This window comes from Microbulbifer halophilus, from assembly GCF_026183675.1.
Lineage (GTDB): Bacteria > Pseudomonadota > Gammaproteobacteria > Pseudomonadales > Cellvibrionaceae > Microbulbifer > Microbulbifer halophilus.
The window spans coordinates 114,116-133,028 of sequence record NZ_JAPIVK010000003.1 but is presented as its reverse complement, the minus strand read 5'-3'; the positions used below and the strand labels follow the sequence as shown (position 1 = coordinate 133,028).

The following is an 18,913-nucleotide window of genomic DNA, read 5'->3' as shown; positions in this document are numbered from 1 at the left end:
GATCAATCTCCGGTAGTCTCCACAGGCCCGATCCACAGTGCACCCGACGGATCCTGGGCCGCGTGTTCCGGATTCCGGTATTTCGCGCTATAGTCTCCCGCCTTCTTTTTCAGCAAGCGGCCCCAACCGGGGAGGAGTACAGACATGCCCAATCGCGCGGTGATAAAAACAGACAGGGCACCGGCAGCCATCGGCAGTTATTCACAGGCCGTCAAAGTGGACAACACCGTCTACCTGTCCGGGCAGATTCCGCTGGACCCGCAGACCATGGAGATCGTCTCCGACGACTTCGCCGACCAGGCGCGCCAGGTGTTCGAGAACCTGCAGGCGGTCTGCGAGGCGGCCAACGGCTCCCTCGGCGATATCGTCAAACTGAATTTCTACCTGACCGACCTGGGCAACTTCACCACCGTGAACGAAATCATGGCGGAAGCGTTCGACGAGCCCTTCCCGGCCCGCGCCGCCGTGGGCGTGAAGGAACTGCCGAAGGGAGCGTTGTTCGAGGCGGAAGCGGTGATGGTTATCTAAACGATGAATGCGGAACAGGGGGATGGGGTGTCTGCCAGCCATCGGGGCGATACTGACCAAGTGTCAGGTCGCGACCCGGGACTGCGCCTGCTGCAGAATGCCTAATCGCGTGTTCATCATTCCGCATTCATCGTTCAGCATTCCAAAATCACCTTGCCCACAGAACGCCCCGAGCGGAGCAGCTCCAGCGCCGCGTGGGCATCGTCGAAGGAAAAGCGATGGCCCACCAGTGGCGGTGACAGCGACACCCGTTCCAGCTCGGCCAGCAGCGCCCGCATCTCCGGTTTCTGTTCCCACAGCCAGATCAGGTTGAAGGCCAGCACCGAGCGATTGCTGCTGATCATGTCCATGACGTCGTAGCGCGGGCGGCGCAGGTAGCGCCAGGCCGCCTTGAGGTAATCCGGGCGCTTGCCCTTCGGCGTAAATTCGGCCGCACCGAAAACCACCAGCCGACCCATCGGCGCCAGCGCGTCGAAACTCGCCTTTTGCACGCGCCCGCCGACGGCATCCAGCACCAGCTCGAACTGCAGCGCCTCGCGCTGCAACTGCCGGGCGAAATCCTTTTCCCGCACCAGGATACGGTCGAATCCCGCCCCGGCGAGCGTGGACACCTTGTCGGCACTGCCCACGGTGCCCACCGGCTCGCCACCCAGCGCGCGGGCCAGTTTCATCGCCTGCAGCCCCACGCCGCCGGCGGCACTGTGTACCAGTACCCGCTGCCCCGCCCGCAGCGCGCCCAGTCTGGTCAGCGCATACCAGGCCGTCAGCGTCTGCGCCGGCCAGGCCGCGCCCCGGGCGAAATCCCAGTCGTCCGACAGCGGTATCAGGGTATCCGGCTCGCTATCGATTACCGAGGCATAACCGCCGAAGCGGGTCACCCCCATGACCCGGTCGCCGGGCGAGAAACCCGCGGTATCGGCGCCGCACTCCAATACGGCGCCCGCGAATTCCAGCCCGGGAATAAAAGCGCCTTGCGGCGTGGCGGAGTAGAGCCCGGTGAGGGCGAAGATATCGGCAAAATTGAGCCCCACCGCGTGCACATCGACGCGCACGCGATCATCGGGCAGGGCGCCCAGCGGCTCGGTTTTCTGTTCCAGTCTGGAGATATCGCCGGCTTTCGGCGTGGCCCAGACGGTACGGTGGGTTACAGCCGACATCGAAGCGAGAGGACCGACGATGGACCCCACTCAACGGCACACACTTGCCACGAAGCCGTCATTCCGCATTCATTGTCCCTCACCCTTCAGACTCCAGCAGCGCGCTGTAACCCACCTTGTAGTCCGGATACTTCAGCTCGTAACCGCTGGCCAGCATGCGCTCGTTGCTGAGTTTCTTCGAGCGGCGCTCGCTGGTCTGCACGATTTCCCGCAGGTGCGCACTGGTGTAACCCATCGCCTTGACCAGCCACTGCTGCAGGTCGTGCATGGGTACCGGCATGCTGTCGGCGCCGATATACAGTTTCTCCGGCGACCAGCCCCGCTTGTGCTTTTCCATCAGGTGAATCAGGAAACCGATGGCGTCGTCGACATGAATACGATTGCTGTACTGGGGAGGCTGCGATGGTGCGCAGCGGCCGGCGCGTACCTGGGACAGCAGCCGGTCGCGACCCGGGCCGTAGATACCGGCGAAACGCACCACGCAGGTGGTGGGCACGGCATTGCCGATGATCTCCTCCGCCGCCAGCTGCATATCGCCCTGGAAACTGTTGGGAAGCGGCGGTGTCCGCTCGTCGAGGAACTCGTCGCCGCTCTGGCCGTAGACCCGGGTGGAGGAGACCCAGATCAACAGGCGCGGCGGACGCGGCAGGTTGGGAAGCGCCTCGGCCAGGGCGTTGGCGGTATCGACATAGGCGCGGCAGTAACCGCCGTGAGAGTATTCGTCCGGGGTGAAGGTGGCCAGGATCACGTCGGCGCCGTCCGCCAGCAGCCGCTCAATGTCCCGCTTTTTCGTCGCGTCGCCGCGGCGCCAATTGACCACATCCGCGCGACGCTTGGTTGCCAGCGCCACCAATGGATTGCGGCGCATTCCGTAGATACTGTACTCCTGCCGGTTCAACTGCAGGGCCAGGCGCGCCCCCAGGTCCCCGCAACCCAAAATCCAGAGTTTTTCTTTTTCCATATATGACGTGCACGGCAAATGCGGACCGCTGTAGCGCCGCCTTGCCGTCATCCCCTTTTGTTGTTGTGTTTTTAACCCCGCTACAAAGAGCCCCAGTGGGGCCCCACAGGCATACCGTCGATTCGAGAACACCCGCTTGATAGCGGGTTTTGTGGTTTTTCGGCAATAGCCGCCCCTGCGGAGCAGGTGCCCCACAGAAGCGGCGCTGCCGCGCTTTCAGTGACTGCGGCGCTTCAGCATCCGGTAGATGAACAGGAGTACGATGGCCCCTATGGTCGCGGTGATGATATCGCCGATACCGAATCCGGTCACCGGCCCGCCGATCCCCACCAGCGACCCCAACCAGCCACCGAGAAAAGCGCCGACGATGCCGATCACGATGGTGACAATCCAGCCGCCCGGGTCCGGCCCCGGCATAATCCATTTGGCCAGCGCACCGGCGATCAGTCCGAGAATAATCCAGGATAAAATGCCCATGACGGTGCTCCTCGCGTTGTGTCCTTACACGTATAGCAAAATTCTGCGCCTTTATCGTCGAATTCGTCCGATTAATAGCAATTTTTACTAACGGACGCTTTCGGTAGCACCAGTGTGGCGCCAGGTACTGGCCAGCGGCTATGATTTATGAATAATTGCTATTACCTTTAATCAGCTGATTGCCTAAAACATGACACTGAATGAACTGCGCTATATCGTGACCCTGGCCCAGGAACAGCATTTCGGCCGCGCCGCCGAGCGCTGCTTCGTCAGCCAGCCGACCCTGTCCATCGCCGTGAAGAAGCTGGAAAAGGAGCTCGACGTAGCGCTGTTCGAGCGCTCCAAGACCCGGGTGCAGGCGACGCCACTGGGTGAGCAGATCATCGCCCAGGCGCAACTGGTGCTGGAGCAGTCGGCCGCAATCAAGGATATCGCCAGTGCCGGCAAGGACCAACTGTCCAGCCCGCTGTCGGTGGGCGCCATCTTCACCATCGGGCCCTACCTCTTCCCGCACTTCATCCCGCAACTGCAGCGGCTGGCGCCGGATATGCCGCTGTACGTGGAAGAGGGCTACACGGCCGTGCTACGCCAGCGGCTGCGCAAGGGCGAGCTGGACGCGATCATCATCGCGCTGCCGTTTACCGAACCGGATGTGGTCACCCAGCCGCTCTACGACGAACCCTTCGTGGTGCTGATGCCCGCCGACCACCCGCTGGCACAACAGGAGACTATCGATCCGGGGCAGTTGTCCGAGGACAACGTGCTGCTGCTGGGGGAGGGCCACTGCTTCCGCGACCAGGTGCTGGAGGCCTGCCCGCAGCTGCAGCACTCGATCGAGGGGGAGTCCGGCAACGGCAAAATCCGCACCGCCGCCGACGGCAGCTCGCTGGAGACGCTGCGCCATATGGTGGCCTCGGGCCTCGGTATCACCGTGCTGCCGCTGTCCGCCGCCACCGCCTCCCAGTACGCCAGCGGCCTGCTGGAGACCCGCCCCTTCTCGTCGCCGGCGCCGCAGCGCACCGTGGCCCTGGCCTGGCGCGCCAGCTTCCCGCGCCACCGCGCCATCGACATACTGCGCGACGCCATCAGCCAGTGCCATCTGACGGAACAGTGAGCCGGCCGTGAGTGGAGGAAAATCCCTGGCGGAAACACCGATCACCGCCCTCAAGGGCGTCGGGGACAAGTTCGCCCAAGTGCTGGGCAAACTGCATATCGCCACGGTGCAGGACCTGCTGTTCCACCTGCCGCTGCGCTACCAGGACCGCACCCGCGTGGTACCCATCGCCGCGCTGGCGCCGGGTATGGACGCGGTGATCGAGGGCGAGGTGCGCGCCGCCGACGTGGTCTTCGGCCGCCGCCGCAGCCTGCTGGTGAAGTTGCAGGACAACACCGGCACCCTGTCGCTGCGCTTCTTCCACTTCACCGCCGCACAGAAAAACCGCTTCGCCCGCGGCGTTCGCATTCGCTGCTACGGCGAGGCCCGCCGCGGCGCCGCCGGCCTGGAACTCTACCACCCGGAAACGGAGATAGTGGGCGCCGAGACCTCGGACAGGCCCGACACACTGACACCGGTCTACCCGCTCACCGAGGGCGTCAGCCAGACGCGCCTGCGCAGCCTGGTGCAGCAGGCGCTGGCCATGCTCGAGCACGGCGTCACCGAACTGTTGCCGACGGATGCGCTGCCGTCGACCCTGCGCTATCCACTGGCCGGGGCGCTGCAGTACCTGCACGCGCCGCCGGCGGGCGCCGACCTGGAGCAGATGGCCGAGGGACAGCACCCGGCCCAGCAGCGGCTGGCGCTGGAGGAACTGCTCGCCCATCACCTGAGCCTGCTGGAACTGCGGCGCAGCCACTCGGCCGTGGCCGCGCCGCCGCTGCCCGGCGACGCGTCGCTGGAGCGGGATTTTCTCGCCCGGCTGCCGTTTTCCCTGACCGGCGCGCAGCGGCGCGTCTGCGCCGAAATTGCCGCCGACCTGGAACAGAGCCGCCCGATGATGCGCCTGCTGCAGGGCGACGTGGGCGCCGGCAAGACACTGGTGGCGGCGCTGGCGGCCCTGCGCGCCATGAGTGCCGGCGCCCAGGTGGCAGTGATGGCACCCACAGAGATCCTCGCCGAACAGCACCGGCGCAACTTCTGCGGCTGGCTGGAACCCCTGGGTATCGGCGTGGCGCAGATCACCGGCAGCCTGAAGGCGTCGGAGCGGCGCCGGCAGTTGGCCGCTGTCGAGAGCGGCGAAGCGCAGTTGGTAGTGGGCACTCACGCACTCTTCCAGGCCGACGTGAGCTTTCGCAACCTGGCGCTGGTGATCATCGACGAACAGCACCGCTTCGGCGTGCGCCAGCGGCTGGAACTGCGCGAGAAGGGCGCCGCCGACGGCGTCTCCGGCCGGCTGCAGCCGCACCAGTTGATCATGACCGCCACCCCGATTCCGCGCACCCTGGCCATGTCCGCCTTCGCCGACCTGGACTGCTCGGTGATCGACGAGCTGCCGCCCGGGCGCCAGCCGATCAACACCGTGGCCATCTCCGGCGAGCGCCGCGATCGGGTGATGGAACGGGTACAGGGCGCCGTGGCCGAGGCCCGCCAGGCCTACTGGGTCTGCACCCTGATCGAGGACTCGGAAACGCTGCAGGCCCAGGCCGCCGAAACCACCGCCAGCGAGCTGGCGGAAGCCCTCGACGGCGTGCGCATCGCACTGGTGCACGGGCGCCTGAAGCCGGATGAGAAGGAGCGGGTCATGAACGCCTTCAAGGCCGGCGAGGTGGACCTGCTGGTGGCCACCACGGTGATCGAGGTGGGCGTGGACGTGCCCAACGCCAGCCTGATGATCATCGAAAACCCCGAGCGCCTGGGCCTGGCGCAGCTGCACCAGCTGCGCGGGCGGGTGGGGCGCGGCTCCATCGCCAGTCATTGCGTGCTGCTTTACGGCACGCCGCTATCGCGCAACGGCCGCGCGCGCCTGCAGGCGTTGCGGCAACACAGCGACGGCTTCGCCATCGCCGAAGAGGACCTGCGCCTGCGCGGGCCCGGCGAGATTCTCGGTACCCGCCAGACCGGCGAGATCGAGCACCGCGTCGCCGACCTGCAGCGGGACGCCCACCTGCTGCCGCAGGTGCAGCGAATCGCCGCGTCCGCCGCGCTCACCGAAGACATCCGTCGCCAGTTGATCGCCCGCTGGCTGCAGAATAGGCCCCGTTACGCCGAGGCCTGATCTACCGTCCATTTTCAAAACCAGCTATCCTGTTTTGGTCACCAATATTTTTGCGCTCCGCCGCCGGCGGTGGCAGCCTGCCACTGGCGACACTAAAAGCAAAATAATTTGGCCAGAGCCCACAATAACAATCGAGTGAAAATTGACAGGTCTCAGGGAGAGTTTTGTGAACAAGCTATCCATCCGCAGCCGCCTCGCAAGCGGGCTGCTGCTTCTCGTTGTCAGTTGCGGCGTTTTCGCCCAGGGCGGATTCCTCGGCATCGGCGGCGACGCTGCCACCCCCAGCCTGGCACTGGTCCCGGCGGAAATCGCCCTGAATATGCCCACCCCGGTGCAGGGCGACGATCTGGCCAAGCTGCTGGCCCAGGCCGGCAGCGGCAACAGCCTCAGCGCGCTGAAGGAAAAGGCCGCGCGCAAATTCACCGCGCGGCTGCAACAGGAACTCTACGGACAACTGCAGGCGTTTTTCACCGACGAGGAAGTGCCGGTGGTACAGCAGGAAGGCTACCTGACCCTGCACAACTTCCTGGACATTTCCGTGGGCAGAAAACTCAACGATCTGAAAAACATCGGCGATCGCCAGGTGGAACGGGGCATCCTGGAGCTGAGCGGCGACTACCACTACCGGCTCGACAGCCAGGCCGGCCAGCCGCTGCGGGAAAGGCGTATCGATATCGCCGAACTGGGTGTGCGGGAAGAATACCGGGTCAGCCGCAGCGGCGGCGAAACCGAAGACAACACCGATGCGGCCATCGAGGAGGCACTGACAGAAATGGTGGAGCGACTGCTGGACCGGATCGAGGACGATCTGGAGGCGGACGAGCTGCGAGAGCTGGCGGCCCTTTAACAGACATCTTGTTGACCCACCGTGCCGGAAATCACAGAACCTTAATTCTGACCAACCAGTCACCGAAAATCTTTGCCCTCTCCCGAAGCTGATGGCAGCCTCTACCTCTGCACCAAGCGAACAATAAACAGATTCGCCGCAGATATAACAATAACCATAAGAACTCAGGGAGAGTCTGGTGATGAGATTTACAGCCCGTGGGCTGATAGTGGCCGGCCTGTTGACCTTTTCCTCCGCCATCGCGGCGCAGGCAGGTTTTTCGGGCGACGAACAGAACCCCACCCTGCACATAGTCCCCACCGAGATCGCCATGGACGTGCCCATGCCGGTCAGCGGCGCCAACCTGACTGCGTTGCTGGCCCGGGCCGACAACGGCGCCAGTCTCAGCGATCTCAAGGAAGCCGCGTTGCGAAAGTACCGCCGGCATCTGCGGGATCGGCTATCGCTGCAACTGAACGCTTTCTTCACCGACGAGGCAGTGCCACTGGTGGCCCGCGAGGGCCTGCTGACACTGCAGAACCGTCTCGATATCAAGGTGATCAAGCACCTCAGCAACCTGAAAAACGAGGGCGACTACGAACTCGAACGCGGCACCGTGGAGCTGAAGGGCCGGTACTACCACCGGCTGCGCGACGTCGCCGGCCGCACCCTGCGCGAGTACAACCTGGATATCGCCGATCTCGGCGTGCGGGAAGAATACCGGGTGCGAAAACCGCGCAGCGGCGGCACTGCCGAGGACAATACCGAGGAAGCGATCAAGCTGGCCCTGTCCGGGATGGTCGAGGAAATTCTAGACGAGATCGATGGCGAACTGGATGCCGGCGAGCTGGAGGATCTGGTGAGTGGCTAGTGGACTGCGCACGACGTCCTGTCACAAAGGAGCATAGCCAAAACGCGCAGATCAAGGCGAGAAAGCGCTGGAATAGTGGTTCTATTTCGCGCTTTCTCGACGCAGAGCCGGGCGTTCTGGCGCAGCGAACTGCTACAGAACTTTGCGCACCGCCCACTAGTGGTTCATGCGGTAAATTCGGTGACTCTAGCTCACAGCCACAGGTTCCAGGGCAAGGCGAAAAAGCGCAGGACTAGCAGCGCTAATTCAAGCTTTTTCAACGCAGCACTGGGGCCTGTGGCGAAGAGATAGTGTTACAGAATTTACCGCATGGACCACTAGCTGCCGGTGAGTGGCGGAAGCACCAGCCACTCACACCGGCCACTAACTGCTGGTGGCAGCGCGATCCGCCACACTGTTGTAGTTGCGGTCGTAGAAGATCTCCTCGGACACGGCGCCTTCGCTCTTCGCCACGACGGTGCTCACCACCGCGTCGCCGGTGATGTTCACCGCGGTGCGCACCATGTCCAGCAACCGGTCCACACCCATCACGATGGCGATCCCCTCCAGCGGCAGGCCCACCTGCTGCAGCACCATCGCCAGCATGATCAGGCCAACGCCGGGCACGCCGGCGGTACCGATAGAGGCCAGGGTCGCGGTCAGGATCACCGTCAGGTAGCCCATCAGGCCGATATCCACACCGTACATCTGCGCGATGAATACGGTGGCCACGCCCTGCATGATGGCGGTGCCGTCCATGTTGATGGTGGCCCCCAGCGGCACGGTAAAGGCGGCGATCTTGTTGTCCACACCCAGGCGCTTTTCCACCGTGGACAGGGTCACCGGAATGGTGGCGGCGGAGGAGGCGGTACTGAAGGCAAACACCTGCGCCGGGCGCATCTTCTTGAGCAGTTCGACGGGATTGAGACCGGTCAGCAGCTTCAGCAGCAGCGAGTAGAACCCGAGCCCGTGCAGCAGCAGCGTGCCCAGTACCACCAGGAAGTACACGCCCAGGTCGAGGATAAACTCCATCCCCAGGGTAGCGAAGGTCTTGGCCAGCAGCGCAAAGACACCGTAGGGGGCGAACGCCATCAGCACGCCCACCATGCGCAGGATCACCCCGTTCAGATCATTGAAGAAGCTGGCTATGCGCTGGCCCGGTTCGCCGCAGCGGGAGATGGCGTAGCCCATCAGCAGCGCAAACACGATGATCTGCAGCATATTGCCCTCTGCCATCGCCTCCACCGGGTTGGTGGGGAAGATGTTCACCAGCACATCCGACAGGGGCGGCGACTCCGCGGCCTCGAAGGCCGCACTCGCGGTGGCCTCCACGCCCACGCCGGGCTGGATCACCAGCCCCATGACCATCGCCAGGGTGATGGCCACGGCAGTAGTCAGCAGGTAGAGCAGAACCGTCTTGCCCGCCAGCGGGCCGATACGGCTGCCCTCGGACAGGGCACAGGCGCCGCACACCAGCGACACCAGCACCAGCGGCACCACCATCAGCTTCAGCGAGGCGATAAAGATGCGGCCGACCACATCGAACAGCCCCTCGGTCAGGTAACCGTTGATAAAGCCGGTGAGCCCGCTGCCGAGCAATTGGCTGGTATTGAGGAAATTGAACACGACGCCGACGACAATACCGGCGAGCATCGCGATCAGGATTCTGGTAGTGAGGCCCATGAAGCAGCTTCTCGTCTAGTTTTCTGTTTATTGCGGCAAGCCCGGCACTATATCAAAAGCAGTGGTGCCTGGTGAGTGGCCAGTGATGGCCACCATCCACTCAATCCCCCGACCGCGGTACAATACCCCTTTGTGAAAGAGCGGAGCCGCAGTTGTACCAATCTCCCTACCTACCGGTCGGCGACTGGCTGAGCCAGCCGCTGGAGTCTCTGTACCGGCAGCCACCCACGGCGCTGGTGCCCTGGCTGCAGCACCCGGGCTCGCTGACCGCGGCACTGAAACACCTGAGCGACGGCCAGTTCCGGGTGGAAGTGCTGAGCCAGCGCTGGCAGCAACCCGGCCTGGAGGAGCGCCGGGCGCTGGGCCTGCGGGATCGCAGCCGCGCGCTGGTGCGGGAAGTGCTGCTCTGCGGCCGCGGCCGGCCCTGGGTCTACGCCCGCAGCGTGCTGCCGGAGCGCTGCCTGCAGGGCAAGTCCCGCTACCTGCGCAACCTCGACAGCCGCCCGCTGGGGGAGCTGCTGTTCAACGAACCGGATATTCGCCGCGGACCGATTCTGCTCAACCGCCTGCGGCGCAACCCGCACTGCGGACTGCGCCTGTTGGCCGGCGAAAACGAGCGCGCCTGGGGCCGCCGTTCCACCTTCTGGTTGCGGGACAAACCGCTGCTGGTGGCGGAGACCTTCCTGCGCGCCTTCGAACCCGACGGTGCACCCTACGCGCGCAGCACCGTCTCTGCCGATACAGGGGAACAATCGTGATCAGCCGACAACTCGACCAGCGCTGGCCCGCCGCACTGCCCTACTGGCAACTGGCGCGCCTGGACAGGCCCATCGGCTCCCTGCTGCTCCTGTGGCCCACCTGGTGGGCGCTGTGGCTGGCCGCCGGCGGCTGGCCGGGCCTGCACCTGTTTGCGGTGTTCACCCTGGGCGTGATACTGATGCGCGCGGCCGGCTGCGCCATCAACGATTTCGCCGACCGGCGCATCGACGGCCACGTCAAGCGCACCGCCACGCGACCGCTGGCCACCGGCCGCGCCACGCCGCGGGGCGCGGTGCTGCTGTTTATCGGCCTGAGCCTGGCCTCCCTGGTGCTGGTGCTGACCACCAACCGGTTCACCGTGCTGATGTCTCTGCCGGCACTGGCACTGGCCTTCTGCTATCCGTTCGCCAAGCGCCACACCAACCTGCCGCAGGTGGTGCTGGGGGCGGCTTTCAGCATGGCCATCCCGATGGCCTTTGCCGCTGTCACCGGCGAGGTGCCGGCGCTGGCCTGGCTTCTGTACACCGCCAACCTGCTGTGGACCGTCTGCTACGACACCTTCTACGCCATGGTGGACCGGGACGACGACCTCAAGATCGGCGTCAAATCCACGGCAGTGCTGTTCGGCGATATGGACCGGGCCATGATCGGCATGCTGCAACTGATGACGCTGTTTGCGCTGCTGCTGGTCGGGCAGCGCTTCGAGCTGGGCGGAATCTATTACCTGGGGCTGGCCGGGGCCGCGGGGCTCTTTGCCTACCAGCAGTGGCTGGCGCGCGACCGGCAACGGGACGCCTGCTTCAAGGCCTTCCTGAATAACAACTGGGTCGGCGCCTCGCTGTTCGCGGGAATTTTTTTCCACTACCTGCCGGGGTAACTCTTGTCTGGGGACAGGCCCGAAACTGTCATATATTTGTCACGTCAATGTCGTTAAATGGCGACATTGGATAAGCAGGGTATGGCAGGCAGATGACAAACAACACGATCCTGATAGTCGACGACGAGGCGCCGGTACGCGATATGCTGCGGGTGGCGCTGGAAATGGCCGACTACCGCTGTATCGAAGCGGAGAACGCGCAGGAAGCCCACTCGATGGTCATCGACGAGCAGCCGGACCTGATCCTGCTCGACTGGATGCTGCCGGATGTCTCCGGCATCGAACTGGCGCGACGCCTGAAGCGGGACGAGCTCACCTCGACACTGCCGATCATCATGCTCACCGCCAAGGGCGAGGAAGACCACAAGATCAAGGGCCTCGAAACCGGCGCCGACGATTACATCACCAAACCCTTCTCACCGCGGGAACTGGTGGCGCGCCTGAAAGCGGTACTGCGCCGCGCCGGCCCGTCCGTACCGGAAGAACCGCTGACCGCCGGCGAGCTGGTGCTGGACCCGATCGGCCACCGGGTCACCATCCATGGCCAGTCGGTGGAGATGGGGCCCACCGAATTCCGCCTGCTGACCTTCTTCCTCTCCCACCAGGAGCGCGCCTACACACGCACCCAACTGCTGGACCACGTCTGGGGCGGCAACGTCTATGTGGAGGAGCGCACCGTGGACGTGCATATCCGCCGCCTGCGCAAGGCGCTGGCCGTAGACGGCCACGATCGCTTTATCCAGACGGTACGCGGCACCGGTTACCGCTTTTCGGTGCAGACTGCGGAGCGGGTGTAACTCGACAGGTTTCCCGGTTCGAATTCGGGAGCCGGGATAGGGTACGTCGGACTCCGAAACCTGAGGGTGATAGAATCCATCCGGACCAATTCCGGGGGTGTCGCGCCCCCGCCAACCCGCTTAAAACGGCAGGATTATGCTGGACCGCAGTATCGGCGAATTTTCCCGCTTTGTAGTCATCGCCCTCGGCTGCACCATCTTCGGCTTTGCCAGCAATCGCTGGCTGCTGGCGCTGACCCTCGGCCTGGCCGTCTACCTGATCTGGATCTTCTGGCAGCAGAGCCGCTTCGACCGCTGGCTGGTCAACGGTCGCCGCGGCCCGGCGCCGACCAACTTCGGCGTCTGGGGCGATATCGCCGACGATTTCTACCGCATGCAGCGCCGCCACAGGCGCGAGAAACAGAAACTGCACGCGATGCTGCGCCGAGTGCAGGACAGTACCAGCGCGCTGCGCGAGGGCATTGTGGCGCTCGAGGACGATGGCAACCTGGCCTGGTGGAACCCCGCCGCCGGTGAACTGCTGGCGCTGCAGCCGAGCGACGCCGGCCAGCCGCTGGTCAACTTCGTGCGCGATCCCGGCTTCGTGCACTATATGCACAGCGACGGCCGGGGCCCGCGGGAACCACTGACCCTGTCGGCGCCGGGCAACGAGGCCCGTATCCTGCAACTGGAAGTCACCCACTTTGGCCGCGACGAGGCGCTGGTGATCGTGCGCGACATCACCCGCCTGCACAATCTCGAACAGATGCGCCGCGATTTCGTCGCCAACGTCTCCCACGAGCTGCGCACACCGCTGACTGTGATCGCCGGCTACCTGGAAACCCTCGAGGGCAGCGGCATGGCCCCGAACGGCTGGCAGAAGCCGCTGGCGCAGATGGGCGAGCAGACCGAGCGCATGACCACACTGGTGAACGACCTGCTGTTGCTCTCAAGGCTGGAGACCTCAGAGCGCGACAGCGGCGGCGAGAAGATTGCAGTGGGAGAGCTGATGGAGCGCATCGCGCGAGAGGCGCGCAGCTTCAGTGACGGCCGCCACGAAATCGGCGTCGACTGCGAGCGGGACACCCTCCTGATCGGCGACGGCACGGAACTGCACAGCGCTTTCGCCAACCTGGCAATGAACGCGGTCAAGTACAGTCCGTCCGGCGGGCCCATTCAGTTGCGCTGGTGGGTCGACCAGCGCGGCGGCCATTTCTCGGTAACCGACAGCGGTATCGGCGTGGACCCGATCCATATCCCGCGCCTGACCGAGCGCTTCTATCGCGTGGACGCCGGCCGCTCCCGCGAGAGCGGCGGCACCGGCCTGGGGCTGGCAATCGTCAAACACGTGCTGCTGCGCCACAGCGCGGAAATGAGTGTGGAAAGTGTGCCCGGTCACGGCAGCACCTTTACCCTGCATTTCCCGCCGCAGAAGCTGGTTTCCGAGACCGCGGCCTGATCGCTGCCCGGTGAGTGGGCCACCTCGGGTGTCGGGCCGGTAAGATGACTCAGTGGCGGCCCTGCTACCGGGACCACCTTGTGGGACACGGCTAGGCGCCCCCACCGTAAATACGTCCCTGTAGACTTGTCCGCGAAGTCCAACGGACAGGGCACCGGGCCACACTGTTGGACTTCGCGGCCGCAGGCGAAGTTACTCCAGCTCCTCGAGCTTCACCTCTTCGCCATTCTTCGTATAAGTCACCGTATCTCCCTCGCTCACCGTATTGCACTGGCGGCGCATCGAAATATGGTGCAATTGCAGCTCGCCGTCGCGCAGCAGCAGGTGCTCGCGACCGTCGTCGTCCAGCGGCAGGCCGTCGGCGCTGACCATGGCATCGCGCAATGCCCGCAGGCGCGGTACGTCGCGGTAGCGGTTCAGGTCGTCGGAGAGGCGCTTTTTCATGCGCTCGCTCTCGTGCAGGGTATTGGCCGTCTCGCGGTACTTGGCAAAGAAAAATACCGCTGCGATCGCAAAGGCGATGACCACGCTCATCTCAAACCACTCGGGCATCAGGATTCCCCTCCATTGTTCTGTCTGTAAACCAGCAACTGGTTGTTGGCCGGCAGGTCGTGTAATTCCTCGCGCACCAGTCCCGCGTCACGCGCCAGCTGGTCCAGCCACTCCAGGTCGCGGATGCCGCTGAGCGGATCCCGCGCCCTGAGCCAGTGGTCGAAGTCGCCGTTGCTGGGGCCAATGAATTCCCCGGCGATCTTTACCGGGCCATAGACTATCAGCAGCCCCCCGGGCTGCAATAGCGATACCAGCTTGCGAAAGAGGGTGCGCACCGAGTCGGCGGACATGATGTGCAGGGTATTGGCAGTAAATACCGCGTCGACATCCGCGGCCGGCCAGTCGCCGTCGACGTCCAGGTGCAGCGGCGCCGGCAGGTTGGCGGCGGGCCTTTCCGCCAGCCAGGCGCGGATACCCGACAGGTTGTCCACACGCTCCGAGGTCTGCCAGACCAGGTGCGGCAGCCGCGGCGCGAAATAGACGGCGTGCTGGCCGGTGCCACTGCCGATCTCCAGAACCCGGCGTCGATCCGCCAGCAGCCGCTGCAATTGCTCGAGGATCGGGTCGCGGTTGCGCGCGCAGGCCGGGGCGTCCGGCAGTTGTCCTTCGCTCATTGTGCCTCGTCGCGGGTGAAGACCCAGTCGTTGCCTTTCGACAGCTCCGCGTTGTACGCGTAGCCGGCCACATCGAAATCTTTCAGCTCCGCGGCCTTTTTCACGCGGTTGTCGATGGCCCAGCGGCTCATCTGCCCGCGCGCCTTCTTGGCGAAGAAGCTGATCATCTTGTACTGGCCGTTTTTCCAGTCCTTGAAATGCGGCGTGATGATGTCCGCGTCCAGCACTTTCGGCTGCACCGCCTTGAAGTATTCGTTGGAGGCGAGATTGACCAGCTCCCGGTTCTTCAGCTTCCCGAGCTGTTCGTCCAGGGCCCGGGTGATCTTGTCGCCCCAGAATTCGTACAGGTTCTTGCCGCGGGCGTTTTCGAACCTGATCCCCATTTCCAGCCGGTAGGGTTGCATCAGGTCGAGCGGCCGCAGCAGGCCGTAGAGGCCGGAGAGCATGCGCAGGTGCTTCTGCGCATAGTTGAAGTCGCGCACACCCATGGTCTCCGCTTCCAGCCCGCTGTAGACGTCGCCCTTGAACGCCAGTGCGGCCGGGCGGGCGTTTTTGTCAGTGAAGGGGCGCTTCCAGCTCTGAAAACGGTCGTAGTTCAGCGAGCCCAGCTTGTCGGAGATCTTCATCAGGCTGGAGATATCCTGCGGGCCCAGCTCGCGCAATTCCTTTATCAGCGCCGCGGACTCCTTGAGGAATTCCGGCTGGGTGGACTCCAGCGCGGGGATCTCGCTTTCGTAGTCGAGGGTCTTGGCCGGGGAGATAACAATTAACATCGGATTCCCTGTATAACAATGAATATTCGCGTCTGAAGTGGCACCCGCTTTGGGGCAGGAGGCTTTGCCTGCGCCGGGCCTACTCCGGCTTGAGGATATCCACCCACCAGTTCAGCGGTGTCTGGCCGTCCTCCGGGTCGTATACATTACCGTAGTTCCAGATGCTGTTGGCGCCGTCGCAGGCGCCGTTCAGGATCTCTTCGATATTGGCAAACCCGCAGCTTACGTGAATGGAATAGACCAGCACGCGCGGGTTCTCCGTATCCAGCTCGCCGCCGAGCTTCTCCAGTTCCGGCGTCAGCTTGTCCGAGAGGGCGGCGCTGTCGCCGCGACACAGCACCCGCACCGCCAGGTTGCCCGAGCGCTTGACCAGCTCGAACTGCTGACTGTCCTTGTCCACCTTGATGGTATCGCCGCTGGCGATGCCCTTGATAAACACCGGCGAGCGCACCAGCTGGCAGCTGTCGTCCTCGTTCACCCGCACCTGCAACCGCTCCACCACCGGCTGCCCATCCGGATCGATACCGGCGAATAATTCGATAACCTGCAGTGCCGTCATAACCTCGCTCCCGGGACTGTGTAAAATAGGGTCATAAACCAGATATTATACAGGGAGGAGGCGATGATCTCGCGCACACTCAAGATAACCGCGGCCGCCGCGGCCGTTTCACTGCTGGCCGGCTGTGCGGTCAACCCGGTGACCGGCAAGAAGGAGCTGTCGCTGATGTCCCAGGGCCAGGAGCTGTCGCTGGGAGAGGAGCAGTACCCCGTCAACCAGCAACAGCAGGGCGGCAAATATATCGTCGACCCGTCGCTGCAGGACTACGTCAGCCGCGTGGGCCAGAAGCTGGCGCGGGAGTCGGACCAGCCGCAGCTGCCCTACGAGTTCGCAGTGCTGAACAACTCCACGCCCAACGCCTGGGCGCTGCCGGGCGGCAAGATCGCGGTCAACCGCGGCCTGTTGACCATCCTCGAAGACGAATCGGAACTGGCCGCGGTGCTCGCCCACGAGATCGTCCACGCCGCCGCGCGCCACTCCGCCGCCGCCATGTCCCAGCAGCAGGTACTGGGCGCGGGCCTGGCAGTGCTGGGCGCCACCACCAAGAACACCGACTACGGCGATCTGGTGGCCCTCGGCGGCCAGTTGGGCGGCAGCGCCTATATCGCCCGCTACGGCCGCGACAACGAGCTGGAATCCGACGAATACGGCATGCAATACATGGCCGCCGCCGGCTACGATCCGCAGGGCGCGGTGCGGTTGCAGGAGAAATTCGTGGAGCTGTCGAAAGGGCGCCAGTCCGGCGGCCTGCAGGCGCTGTTTGCCAGCCACCCGCCGTCCCAGGCACGGGTCGACGCGAATATCGAACACGCCAGAAAGCTGCCCAAGGGCGGCGCCACCAACCGCGCCGCCTACCAGCGGGCCATCGCCCAGCTCAAGCGCGATGCGGACGCCTACAAGAGCTACGACGAGGCCATGGCGGCCGCCGGCGACAAACAGTACGACCGCGCCCTGACCCTGGTGCGCCGGGCCCAGAAACAGCAGCCCAAAGAAGCGACCTTCTACGCGCTGGAGGGGGATCTGCTAGCACAGAAGAAGCAGTACCAGGGCGCCCACCGAGCCTACGACCGCGCCGTTCAAAAGAACCCGGAGCTGTTTTCCCACTGGCTCAAGCGCGGCATGACCAGCGCCCAGCTGGAGAACTACACCGCCGCGGAGCGCGACCTGAACCGCTCACTGGGCTATCTGGAGACGCCCTACGCCCACTACTACCTGGGGCAGGTCTACGAACAGCAGGGCAATGTCAGGAACGCCTACAGCCACTACCAGACCGCAGCGCGGGCCGGCGGCGAGATCGGCAGCCGGGCGCAGGCGCGGATGCAAGCGCTGGACGGCCAGGGATAAAAAATCTCACGGACAAAAAAGGGCCGCAATTGCGGCCCTTTTTTATTGGCTGAAAAGCAGCCGTTTACAGCTGAACAGTCACACCCAGCTGGAACTCGTCCACGTCGACATCATCACGAGTGACGTAGGCCAGGCTGCCCGCGACGTTGCGGTTGAAGAAGTGGGAGACACCCAAATCGTAAATGTCACCCATGAGACCCGAGTCCTCGTAACCGGCGCTCACGGAAGTCGCCTTGCTGAAGTAGTACTCGGCGCCGATATTCCAGTCGTTGTCGATCTCGTCATGATTGGTGAAACCGCCATCAACCGCCAGCCAGGTCTGGCCGCCCAGCTTCGTAAACCACTTGGAAGACAGGCTCTGGCTGTCGAAGTCGTCATCGGTCTCGAAATTGAAACCGATATAGTCGGTGCCACCCAAGCGGTGGTTGTAGCGCGCGTTGACGTAATTCTGCGCATCGCCTTCGTCCGGGTCGACACGGCTGATACTTACCAGCAGATCCGGATTGAACAGGTAACCGGCCGTCAGCTCGGTGGTGTCTTCGAGATCGCCCTCATTCACTTCGACACCGCCCATGAAGCCATTGGCTGCGAAGTACTCACCGCCGAGGGTCAGGTCATCGGCATCGCCACCATCAAAATCGGTGTAGGAATAATCACCGTAGAGATTGGTGGTCCTGATGATATAGTCAAACTCTTTCAGCGGCCCGCGGGTTTCGAGCGGCGCGAAGTAGTAGGTGCTGCCAAAGCGGAAGGTGTCCGCATCGGCATTCCCGGATTCGGTATTGGTATAACCGCCGGTGGTGATGGAGTTGTAGCTTTCCGCCGACGCGGTTGCGGCCAACATCATCAACGGCAGAGCGGCAAATCTGAATTTCATCGCAATTTCCTTTTTCATAACACTGGGTTCCAATTGGGCCGCGGATTCTAACAAAAGTTTTGCCGACGACAACAATCAATAAAGGAAATGTGGGATATTTGGCAAAGCCGGAATTTTTTTGATTTCCGATGAAACAGGTTCAGCTTTTATTCAGGTGCCGTGGGTTAGGGAAATGAGGCGGGGAGTCAGTGGAAGTAATTTGTTTAGTCTTTATTTGTAGTAAAAAATGACTTGATCACTCGGGGTGCCTGACCACCCACTCGGGCTCCTCGAACTCGCCGATGGGCCGCACCTCCACAAAATTGGCGGCGCTGCGGATAATCTCGTCGATCTGCGGGCTGTGGCTCGCCTCCATGGCGTCGCGCTCGGCCTTGCTGTCCCAGTGGGCAATGGCGATGAGGGTATTCGGGTCGCCGATCTTGCGGTGCAGCTCGGTACCGCGGGCACCGGGAGCGCGCTGGATCAGTTCGGAGGCGCGTACCCAGGCATCCGCGTATTCCTCGGCGGTGTGGCCCTCTTTGACGCGGATCTCGAAGATGTATTTCATACGCTTTCTCCCATAAAAAGGCTGCGCTGGGTGGCACCCCGCCATCCGTGGCGGTCACAGGTAGGCTCCTACGGCGAGTCCT

Annotated in this window: 20 protein-coding genes; 10 read left to right on the top strand and 10 right to left on the bottom strand. The window is 63.7% G+C overall.

The features are described from left to right. Positions 1 to 144: 144 nt before the first annotated feature. Positions 145 to 528: a RidA family protein gene (locus OQE62_RS02655; RefSeq protein WP_265720443.1), complete on the top strand. Its 384-nt coding sequence runs from the start codon at positions 145 to 147 to the stop codon at positions 526 to 528. Positions 529 to 662: 134 nt separating this feature from the next. Here the strand turns inward: OQE62_RS02655 and OQE62_RS02650 are convergent, their stop codons facing one another. From OQE62_RS02650 to OQE62_RS02640, 3 genes are all read right to left on the bottom strand, one after another. Next, positions 663 to 1,685 carry a zinc-binding dehydrogenase gene (locus tag OQE62_RS02650; RefSeq protein WP_265720442.1) on the bottom strand — a complete coding sequence of 341 codons (1,023 nt, stop codon included), beginning with the start codon at positions 1,683 to 1,685 and terminating at the stop codon, positions 663 to 665. Positions 1,686 to 1,764: 79 nt separating this feature from the next. Further along, positions 1,765 to 2,646, bottom strand: a complete 882-nt coding sequence (locus OQE62_RS02645) for an NAD-dependent epimerase/dehydratase family protein (protein WP_265720441.1) — start codon at positions 2,644 to 2,646, stop codon at positions 1,765 to 1,767. A 216-nt stretch (positions 2,647 to 2,862) separates the two neighbouring features. After that, positions 2,863 to 3,123, bottom strand: a complete 261-nt coding sequence (locus tag OQE62_RS02640) for a GlsB/YeaQ/YmgE family stress response membrane protein (RefSeq protein ID WP_265720440.1) — start codon at positions 3,121 to 3,123, stop codon at positions 2,863 to 2,865. Positions 3,124 to 3,313: 190 nt separating this feature from the next. Here OQE62_RS02640 and OQE62_RS02635 point away from each other — a divergent pair, with 190 nt between their 5' ends. From OQE62_RS02635 to OQE62_RS02620, 4 genes are all read left to right on the top strand, one after another. Then, complete coding sequence (locus OQE62_RS02635; RefSeq protein ID WP_265720439.1) at positions 3,314 to 4,237, top strand: hydrogen peroxide-inducible genes activator; 924 nt, start codon at positions 3,314 to 3,316, stop codon at positions 4,235 to 4,237. Between the two features lie 7 nt (positions 4,238 to 4,244). Next, entirely contained in the window at positions 4,245 to 6,335 is a 2,091-nt protein-coding gene (recG, locus tag OQE62_RS02630; RefSeq protein ID WP_265720438.1) for an ATP-dependent DNA helicase RecG, read from the top strand. Positions 6,336 to 6,501: 166 nt separating this feature from the next. Next, entirely contained in the window at positions 6,502 to 7,182 is a 681-nt protein-coding gene (locus tag OQE62_RS02625) for a hypothetical protein (RefSeq protein ID WP_265720437.1), read from the top strand. Positions 7,183 to 7,360: 178 nt separating this feature from the next. Continuing rightward, positions 7,361 to 8,032: a hypothetical protein gene (locus tag OQE62_RS02620; protein ID WP_265720436.1), complete on the top strand. Its 672-nt coding sequence runs from the start codon at positions 7,361 to 7,363 to the stop codon at positions 8,030 to 8,032. Positions 8,033 to 8,395: 363 nt separating this feature from the next. On the opposite strand, the gene OQE62_RS02615 is transcribed toward OQE62_RS02620, so the two are convergent. Continuing rightward, positions 8,396 to 9,694 carry a dicarboxylate/amino acid:cation symporter gene (locus OQE62_RS02615; RefSeq protein WP_265720435.1) on the bottom strand — a complete coding sequence of 433 codons (1,299 nt, stop codon included), beginning with the start codon at positions 9,692 to 9,694 and terminating at the stop codon, positions 8,396 to 8,398. Positions 9,695 to 9,846: 152 nt separating this feature from the next. Between OQE62_RS02615 and OQE62_RS02610 the strand changes: the two genes are divergently transcribed. The 4 genes from OQE62_RS02610 to phoR all read left to right on the top strand — a co-directional run bounded on the left by OQE62_RS02610 (position 9,847) and on the right by phoR (position 13,565). Beyond that, complete coding sequence (locus OQE62_RS02610) at positions 9,847 to 10,452, top strand: chorismate--pyruvate lyase family protein (RefSeq protein WP_265720434.1); 606 nt, start codon at positions 9,847 to 9,849, stop codon at positions 10,450 to 10,452. Beyond that, positions 10,449 to 11,330: a 4-hydroxybenzoate octaprenyltransferase gene (ubiA, locus tag OQE62_RS02605; protein ID WP_265720433.1), complete on the top strand. Its 882-nt coding sequence runs from the start codon at positions 10,449 to 10,451 to the stop codon at positions 11,328 to 11,330. The genes OQE62_RS02610 and ubiA overlap by 4 nt, the downstream gene beginning before the upstream one ends. 92 nt (positions 11,331 to 11,422) lie before the next feature. Continuing rightward, positions 11,423 to 12,127 carry a phosphate regulon transcriptional regulator PhoB gene (gene phoB / locus OQE62_RS02600; protein WP_265720432.1) on the top strand — a complete coding sequence of 235 codons (705 nt, stop codon included), beginning with the start codon at positions 11,423 to 11,425 and terminating at the stop codon, positions 12,125 to 12,127. A gap of 136 nt (positions 12,128 to 12,263) precedes the next feature. Further along, positions 12,264 to 13,565: a phosphate regulon sensor histidine kinase PhoR gene (phoR, locus tag OQE62_RS02595; protein WP_265720431.1), complete on the top strand. Its 1,302-nt coding sequence runs from the start codon at positions 12,264 to 12,266 to the stop codon at positions 13,563 to 13,565. A gap of 192 nt (positions 13,566 to 13,757) precedes the next feature. Here the strand turns inward: phoR and OQE62_RS02590 are convergent, their stop codons facing one another. From OQE62_RS02590 to OQE62_RS02575, 4 genes are all read right to left on the bottom strand, one after another. Continuing rightward, complete coding sequence (locus OQE62_RS02590; RefSeq protein ID WP_265720430.1) at positions 13,758 to 14,117, bottom strand: hypothetical protein; 360 nt, start codon at positions 14,115 to 14,117, stop codon at positions 13,758 to 13,760. Further along, entirely contained in the window at positions 14,117 to 14,731 is a 615-nt protein-coding gene (locus tag OQE62_RS02585) for a DUF938 domain-containing protein (RefSeq protein ID WP_265720429.1), read from the bottom strand. Before OQE62_RS02585 ends, OQE62_RS02590 begins: the two co-directional genes overlap by 1 nt. Then, complete coding sequence (yaaA, locus tag OQE62_RS02580) at positions 14,728 to 15,504, bottom strand: peroxide stress protein YaaA (protein ID WP_265720428.1); 777 nt, start codon at positions 15,502 to 15,504, stop codon at positions 14,728 to 14,730. Before yaaA ends, OQE62_RS02585 begins: the two co-directional genes overlap by 4 nt. A gap of 79 nt (positions 15,505 to 15,583) precedes the next feature. After that, the gene (locus OQE62_RS02575; protein WP_265720427.1) at positions 15,584 to 16,063 is read right to left on the bottom strand and encodes a DUF4265 domain-containing protein; all 480 of its coding nucleotides are present in this window, start codon (positions 16,061 to 16,063) and stop codon (positions 15,584 to 15,586) included. Positions 16,064 to 16,126: 63 nt separating this feature from the next. On the opposite strand from OQE62_RS02575, the gene OQE62_RS02570 reads away from it, so the two are divergent. Then, positions 16,127 to 17,407, top strand: coding sequence for a M48 family metalloprotease (locus OQE62_RS02570; RefSeq protein ID WP_265720426.1), 1,281 nt, complete (start codon positions 16,127 to 16,129; stop codon positions 17,405 to 17,407). Between the two features lie 64 nt (positions 17,408 to 17,471). Here the strand turns inward: OQE62_RS02570 and OQE62_RS02565 are convergent, their stop codons facing one another. Both OQE62_RS02565 and OQE62_RS02560 read right to left on the bottom strand, forming a co-directional pair. Further along, positions 17,472 to 18,284: a putative porin gene (locus tag OQE62_RS02565; RefSeq protein WP_265720425.1), complete on the bottom strand. Its 813-nt coding sequence runs from the start codon at positions 18,282 to 18,284 to the stop codon at positions 17,472 to 17,474. A gap of 235 nt (positions 18,285 to 18,519) precedes the next feature. Continuing rightward, positions 18,520 to 18,831, bottom strand: coding sequence for an antibiotic biosynthesis monooxygenase family protein (locus OQE62_RS02560; protein WP_265720424.1), 312 nt, complete (start codon positions 18,829 to 18,831; stop codon positions 18,520 to 18,522). Positions 18,832 to 18,913 lie beyond the last annotated feature (82 nt).